Consider the following 6445-nt stretch of genomic DNA (forward strand, 5'->3'; position numbering starts at 1 on the left):
GGGAGGTGCCATGGGCTGTCTCTCGAAAGGGGGGTGGACGCGCGGCTAACGGCTGGCCGCGCCGTCCTTGGCGGTGAGCTCCGCCAGCATCCGCAGCAGGGCCTCCACCTCCGGGTCGTCATGGCCGGGGCTCTTGCGCTGCTCGGCCACCAGGGCCGCCAGCCGGGCCACCGTCGGCGCCTCGAACAGCGACTGCAGCGGCACCGTGAAGCCGAAGGTGTCCCGCAGCCGTCCCACCACCGTGGTGGCCAGCAGGGAGTGCCCACCGAGCGCGAAGAAGTCGTCGTGGACGCCCACCGGCCGCACGCCCAGCACGTCCTCCCAGATGCGCGCCACCACCTGCTCGTCCTCGGTGTCGGGCGCCACGTAGGCCACGGCCATCGCGGGGCGGGAGTAGCCCGCGGCCGGAGCCTCGTCGGGCTCCTTCGGCTCGGGGGCGCGCTCCGCGGACGGCGTGGCGGACAGGGCGCGGTGCCCGTCGGGGGAGACCCAGTAGCGCTTGCGCTCGAAGGGGTAGGTGGGCAGCCCGACGCGTTGGCGCCGCGCCTCGCTGTTGAACGCTTCCCAGTCCACGTCCACGCCCGACAGCCAGAGCTGTCCCAGCGCGCCGAGCAGCACGGCCGTATCCGCCTGCCGCGTGTCCGGATGACGGAGCGACGTCACCGTGGTGGGCACCTGCCGGAGCGCGCCGGGCTGGGACGCGAAGGTGGTCAGCGTGCGGCCGGGACCGACCTCCAGGAGCACCTGCGCGGATTGCAGCTGCGCGAGCCCCGCGGCGAAGCGGACCGGCTGACGCAGGTGGCGGGCCCAGTAGGCCGGGTCCTTCGCCTCGGCGGCCGTCACCCACGTGCCGGTGACGTTGGAGAGGAAGGGGATTTGGGGCGCGGACAGCTTCATCCGCCGCAGGCGCTCGGTGAAGGGCGCGACGATGGGGTCCATCATCGCCGAGTGGAACGCGTGCGAGGTGTGCAGGCGGCGCGACTGGACGCCGCGCGCGTCGAGCCGGGCCTTCAGCGCGTCCACGGCGTCTTCGGGGCCGGCGACCACCGTCATCGACGGCGCGTTCACCGCGGCCACGGACAGCCGCGCATCCAGCGACGACACCAGCTCCGCCTCCGACAGCGCGACGGAGAGCATGGCGCCCGGCGGCAGGTCCTGCATGAGCTGGCCCCGCGCGGCCACCAGGGCCAACGCGTCCGGCAGGCTGAAGACGCCCGCGATACACGCGGCCACGTACTCGCCGATGCTGTGGCCAATCAGGGCCTCGGGTCGCACGCCCCAGGACATCCACAGCCGCGCCAGCGCGTATTCAATGGTGAAGAGGGCCGGCTGGGCCAGCCGCGTCTGCTGCAGCTGTCGCTGCGCCTCCTCGGCGCGGTTCGCGGCGGGGAAGAGGACCTCGCGCAGGTCCAGCTTGAGGTGCGGGATGAGCCGGGTGGCGCAGTCGTCCACGTCCGCGCGGAACCCGCGCTCGCTCTCGTACAGGCCCTGCGCCATGCCCGCGTACTGCGAGCCCTGACCGGGGAACATGAACACGGTGGGGCGGCTGGTGCGCTCCTCGGTGGCGGAGAGCTGCCGGCTGATGTCACCCAGCGCGGTGAGCGCGTCCTCACGCCCCTGACAGACGATGGCGCGGCGGTGCGGGTGGCGGCGCCTGCCCACCTGGAGCGTGTACGCCACGTCCGCGGGCTCCAGGCCCTTGTTCGCGCGGAGGTGCTCCTCCAGCCGGGACGCCTGCGCGGCGAGCGCCGTGGGCGTGCGCGCCGACAGGACCAGGAGCTGGTGCGGGCGCGTGGACGGCACAGGCGCGCGGACGGGCGGCTCCTCCAGGATGACGTGGGCGTTGGTGCCGCCCATGCCGAAGCTGCTCACGCCCGCGCGGCGGGGCTCACGGGCGGGGGCCTTCCACTCGCGCAGCTTCGTGTTGACGTAGAAGGGGCTCGCGTCCCAGGGGATGTTGGGGTTGGGCGTCTCGAAGTTGAGGCTGGGCGGCAGCTTGCGGTGCTTGAGCGCCAGCGCCGTCTTGATGAGGCCCGCCACGCCCGCCGCCGCGTCCAGGTGGCCCAGGTTGGGCTTGATGGAGCCCAGGGCGCAGGTGCGCGGTCCGGCCGCCTCGTCGCCGAAGGCGCGGATGAGGGCCTGCACTTCGATGGGGTCTCCCAGCGCGGTGCCGGTGCCGTGCGCCTCCACGTAGCCGATGCTCCCGGCCGATACGCCCGCGCTGCCCAGGGCCTCGGAGATGACGGCCGCCTGGCCCTCGACGCCCGGCGCGGTGTAGCCCACGCGCGCGGCGCCGTCGTTGTTCACCGCGGAGCCCTTGATGACCGCGTAGATGGGGCTGCCATCCGCCAGCGCGTCCTCCAGGCGCCGCAGCGCCACCACGCCCGCGCCGCTGCCGAAGACGATGCCCTTGGCCTGCGCGTCGAAGGGCCGGCAGTGCCCGTCCGGCGACAGGATGCCGCCCTCCACGTAGCGGTAGCCGCCCTGAATCTGGAGGTTGATGGACACGCCGCCCGCCAGCGCGACGTCACACTCCTGGTTGAGCAGGCTCTGACAGGCGACGTGGACCGCGACCAGCGACGTGGAGCACGCGCTCTCGATGTTGAAGCTGGGGCCGCGCAGGTCCAGCTTGTAGGCGGCCCGCGTGGTGAGGAAGCTCCCCGCGTTGCCCAGGTTGAGCTGGAGCGGGTCCGCCGTGCGCATCAGCTCCGCGTTCCCCATCAGGTTGAGCAGCAGGTAGGTGCTCAGGGCCTGGCCGCCGAAGACGCCCACCAGCAGCTCGGGAGGCGGCGCGCCGTAGCCCGCGTCCTCCAGCGCCTCCAGCGCGCACTCCAGGAAGAGGCGCTGCTGCGGGTCCATCACCTCCGCCTCGCGCGGCGTGTAGCCGAAGAAGGCCGCGTCGAAGCCCGCCACGTCTTCCAGCCGTGAGGCCACCTTCACGAAGTGCGGATCCTTCAGCACCTCGGGGGGCAGGCCCGCCTTGAGGACCGCCTCGTCCGAAAGCGGCTCAATGGCCTCCACGCCGTCGCAGAGGTTGCGCCACAGCTCTTCCAGGCTGCGCGCGCCCGGGAAGCGCCCGGCCATGCCGGTGATTGCGATCTCCATGCCCGTGTTGTTGTCCGACACGCTGTCCCCCTCTTGCGCTCAGTTCCCCGACTGGCGCCGCTGCTGGATGAGCTCCCGACGCTTCGCTCCGCGGCTGCGCCGGTCACTGGTGGTGGCCGAGCCCTGCTCCTGCCCTTGCGTCAGCAGCCGGGCCATGGCGCTGAGCGTGGGGTTCTCGAAGAGCGCCACCACCGGCAGCTCCTTGCCGAAGCGGCGCTTCACCTCGTTGATGACCTTCAGGCCAATCAGCGAGTTCCCACCCAGCTCGAAGAAGTTCTCGTGCAGCGCCACGCGCTCCACGCCCAGGAAGCGCTGCCAGATGTCCGCCAGCTCGCGCTCCGCCTCGTCCATGCTGGCGGGCGCCGTGCGCTCCGTCGTCGGCGCGGCGTCCGTCTCCATGGGGCCCATCAAGTCCTGGAGCAGCGAGGCGCTGCGCGCCATGGCCGCTCGCAAATCCTCGGTGGACACGACGATGTGCGTGGGGGCCTGCGCCAACACGCGCTCGAAGACGTCCACGCCTTCGGCCGGTGTCAGGGCATGGGCCAGCATCGCCTCCCGCATCGGGTTGGCGCCGTCCGGCATCTGCGTCGTCACGGCCTGGCCCACCTCGCGCCAGGTGTCCCAGCCCAGGGAGATGATGGGCAGGCTCCCCGTCGCCGCGGCCTGGTGGGCGAAGGCATCCTGGAAGGCACACGCGGCGCAGTGGTCAATCTGCCCGGGCTCGGCCGTGTAGGCGGTGCGAGACGAGCAGAGCACGAAGAAGTCCAGGGGCATGTCGCGCAGCAGCGCGTGCAAAACCCATGTGCCCGCCACCTTGGGGCGCAGGACGTCTTCCACGGCCTTCTGGGTGCGGAGCTGGGCCAGGCCACCCGCCGGCACGCCCGCCGCGTGGATGACGCCGTGGAGCTCGCCAAACGCCTGCCGTGTCCGGCGCAGCACTTCCGCCATCTGCTCGGCGTCGCCCACGTCCGCCTGGAGGACCAGGACCTCGGAGCCCAGCGCCTCCAGCGCCAGCACCTGACGAAGCCGCTGGCTCACCCGGTCCTGCTCCCCGTGCTCGGCGAGCCAGGTGTCCCAGGTGTCGCGCTCCGGCAGGGCACTGCGGCCCACCAGCACCAGCCGCGCCTGGACCTGCCGCGCGAGCGACTCCGCCAGCACCAGCCCGATGCCGCCCAGGCCGCCGGTGATGAGGTACGTGCCGCGCTGACGCAGGCGCGACGGAGCATCCGCCGCGGGTGCGGTGATGCGCGCCTGCTCGAGCGACTGTTCCCAGCGGTTCGGGCCTCGGAGCGCCACGGCGCCGTTGGAGGAGCCCGTGGCCAGCTCACACGTCAGCCGCGCCGCCAGGGCCTGAAGCGTCTTGCTACAGCTCGGGGCTTCCACGTCGATGGACCGACAGGACAGGCCCGGCACCTCGTGCGGCAGCACGCGGCAGGCGCCCAGGAGCGTGGCCTTCTCCGGGGCTAGCACCTCATGCCCGGTGACGGCCTGCACGCCGCTGGAGACCACCGTGAGCTGCACGGGGCCGGAGGCGCCCTGGCCCGCCAGCGCCTGGGCCAGGAAGAGCAGGCTGAAGAGGCCGGTGCGCTGGGCGTGCTCCACGCCCGCGAGTCCTTCTCCCGCCGAGTCCACGCTCCACAGGTGGACGATGCGCTCGGGCCGGAAGCCGTCCTCGGCGAGCGCGCTCAGCAGCGCCGCGTAGGTCTCCGGGCGGGTGGGGTCCACTTCGAAGGCGCCGTCATCCACGCGGCGGAAGTCGGAGCCCTGCGACACCCGGGTGACTCGGCCGCCGCTCTCCGCGAGCCGTGTCGCCACCGCGTCTCCCAGCCCGCTGGTGTCAGTGAAGACGAGCCAATTCTGGGGCGCGGCGGTGGTCGCGCGCAGCGCGAGCGTGCGCTTCCACGACGGCAGATAGAACCAGTCCGCCGCGTCCTTGCGCCGGGCGAGGGAGACCTCGCTGGCGATGGGGAGGCCCGCCGCGTTCGGCGCCAGCCAGTGTCGCTTGCGCTCGAAGGGGTAGGTGGGCAGGACGACGCGCCGGCGCTGCTCTCCGGCCTGGAGCCGCCGCCAGTCCATGGGGACGCCCGCCGCCCAGAGCCGGCCCAGCGTGGTGAGCACGAAGCGCAGGTCGGAGCCGGGCTCGCGAGGCGCCCGCATCGACGTGAGCACCACGGTGGGCTGGCCGCGCTCCACCTGCAGGCGCGCGAGCGAGCCCAGCGTCCGCCCGGGACCGACCTCCAGCAGCACGCGCGACGGGTCCTCCAGCAGGCAGCGCACGCCCGGACCGAAGCGCACCGTCTGCCGCAGGTGGCGCACCCAGTACCTCGGGTCGGTGGCCTCCTCCTCGGTCACCCACGTCCCCGTCACGCCGGAGACGAAGGGCTGCGTCGGCGTCTGGAGCTTCAGCCGCCCGACGAACGCCGCGAACGCCGGCAGGATGGAGTCGATGAGGTGCGAGTGCGCGGCCACGTCGATGTGGACGCGCCGGTGCTCGATGCCTCGCGTGGCCAGGTCGGCGGACAGCGCATCCACCGAGGCGGTGTCGCCGGCCACCACGCACTGCGACGGTCCGTTGACGGCGGCCAGGGACAGGCGCTCGCCCAAAAGCGGCTGCAGCGCCTGTTCGGACAGGGCCACGCTCACCATGGCGCCGGACGGGAGCTGCTCGAAGAGGCGGCCACGCTCGGCCACCAGCGCCAGCGCGTCCTCCAGCGAGAAGACGCCCGCGAGGCACGCGGCGACGTACTCGCCCATGCTGTGGCCAATCATCGCCTCGGGCCGGATGCCCCAGGACTCCCACAGCTTCGCCAGCGCGTACTCCACCGTGAAGAGCGCGGGCAGGCCCACGGAGGGGCGGGGCAGGGGCGCGCCCGCGTCCGCGTCGCCCGCCGGGTACAGCACCGCGCGAAGCGACGGACCGCCGCGGCGCTGGAAGATGGCGGCGCACGCGTCGAAGGCCTCGCGGAAGGCGGGCTCCTGCTCGTACAGCTCCTGCCCCATGCGCAGGTGCTGCGCGCCACCGCCGGGGAAGAGGAACACGACGGAGCGGCCCCCGTCCTTGGCCACGTCCGTGAACACGCGCTCGGGGTTCACCTCGGACAGCACCGTGGCCGCGTCCTCGCCACGCTCGCAGACCACCACGCGCCGGTGCGCGAACGCCTTGCGGCCAATCTGGAGGGTGTGCGCGACGTCCGCCAGGGCCTGCTCGGGGTGTGCCGCCAGGTGCGCGCCCAGGTTCTGGGTCATGGCGTCGAGCGCGGCCGGCTTCTTCGCGGAGAGGACCAGCAGCTGCCACGGCCGCGACGGGCCCGGCGGCGACGGCGGCGACGCTTGCGGTCAC

Annotated in this window: 2 protein-coding genes; both read right to left on the reverse strand. The window is 73.0% G+C overall.

Going from position 1 to position 6445, the window contains the following annotated elements:
- Positions 1-45 precede the first annotated feature (45 nt).
- Positions 46-3126 carry a type I polyketide synthase gene (locus G4D87_RS31275; protein ID WP_240358753.1) on the reverse strand — a complete coding sequence of 1027 codons (3081 nt, stop codon included), beginning with the start codon at positions 3124-3126 and terminating at the stop codon, positions 46-48.
- Between the two features lie 18 nt (positions 3127-3144).
- The gene (locus tag G4D87_RS31280; protein WP_371928626.1) at positions 3145-6393 is read right to left on the reverse strand and encodes an SDR family NAD(P)-dependent oxidoreductase; all 3249 of its coding nucleotides are present in this window, start codon (positions 6391-6393) and stop codon (positions 3145-3147) included.
- Positions 6394-6445 lie beyond the last annotated feature (52 nt).

It is taken from the genome of Myxococcus vastator (genome assembly GCF_010894475.1).
Lineage (GTDB): Bacteria > Myxococcota > Myxococcia > Myxococcales > Myxococcaceae > Myxococcus > Myxococcus vastator.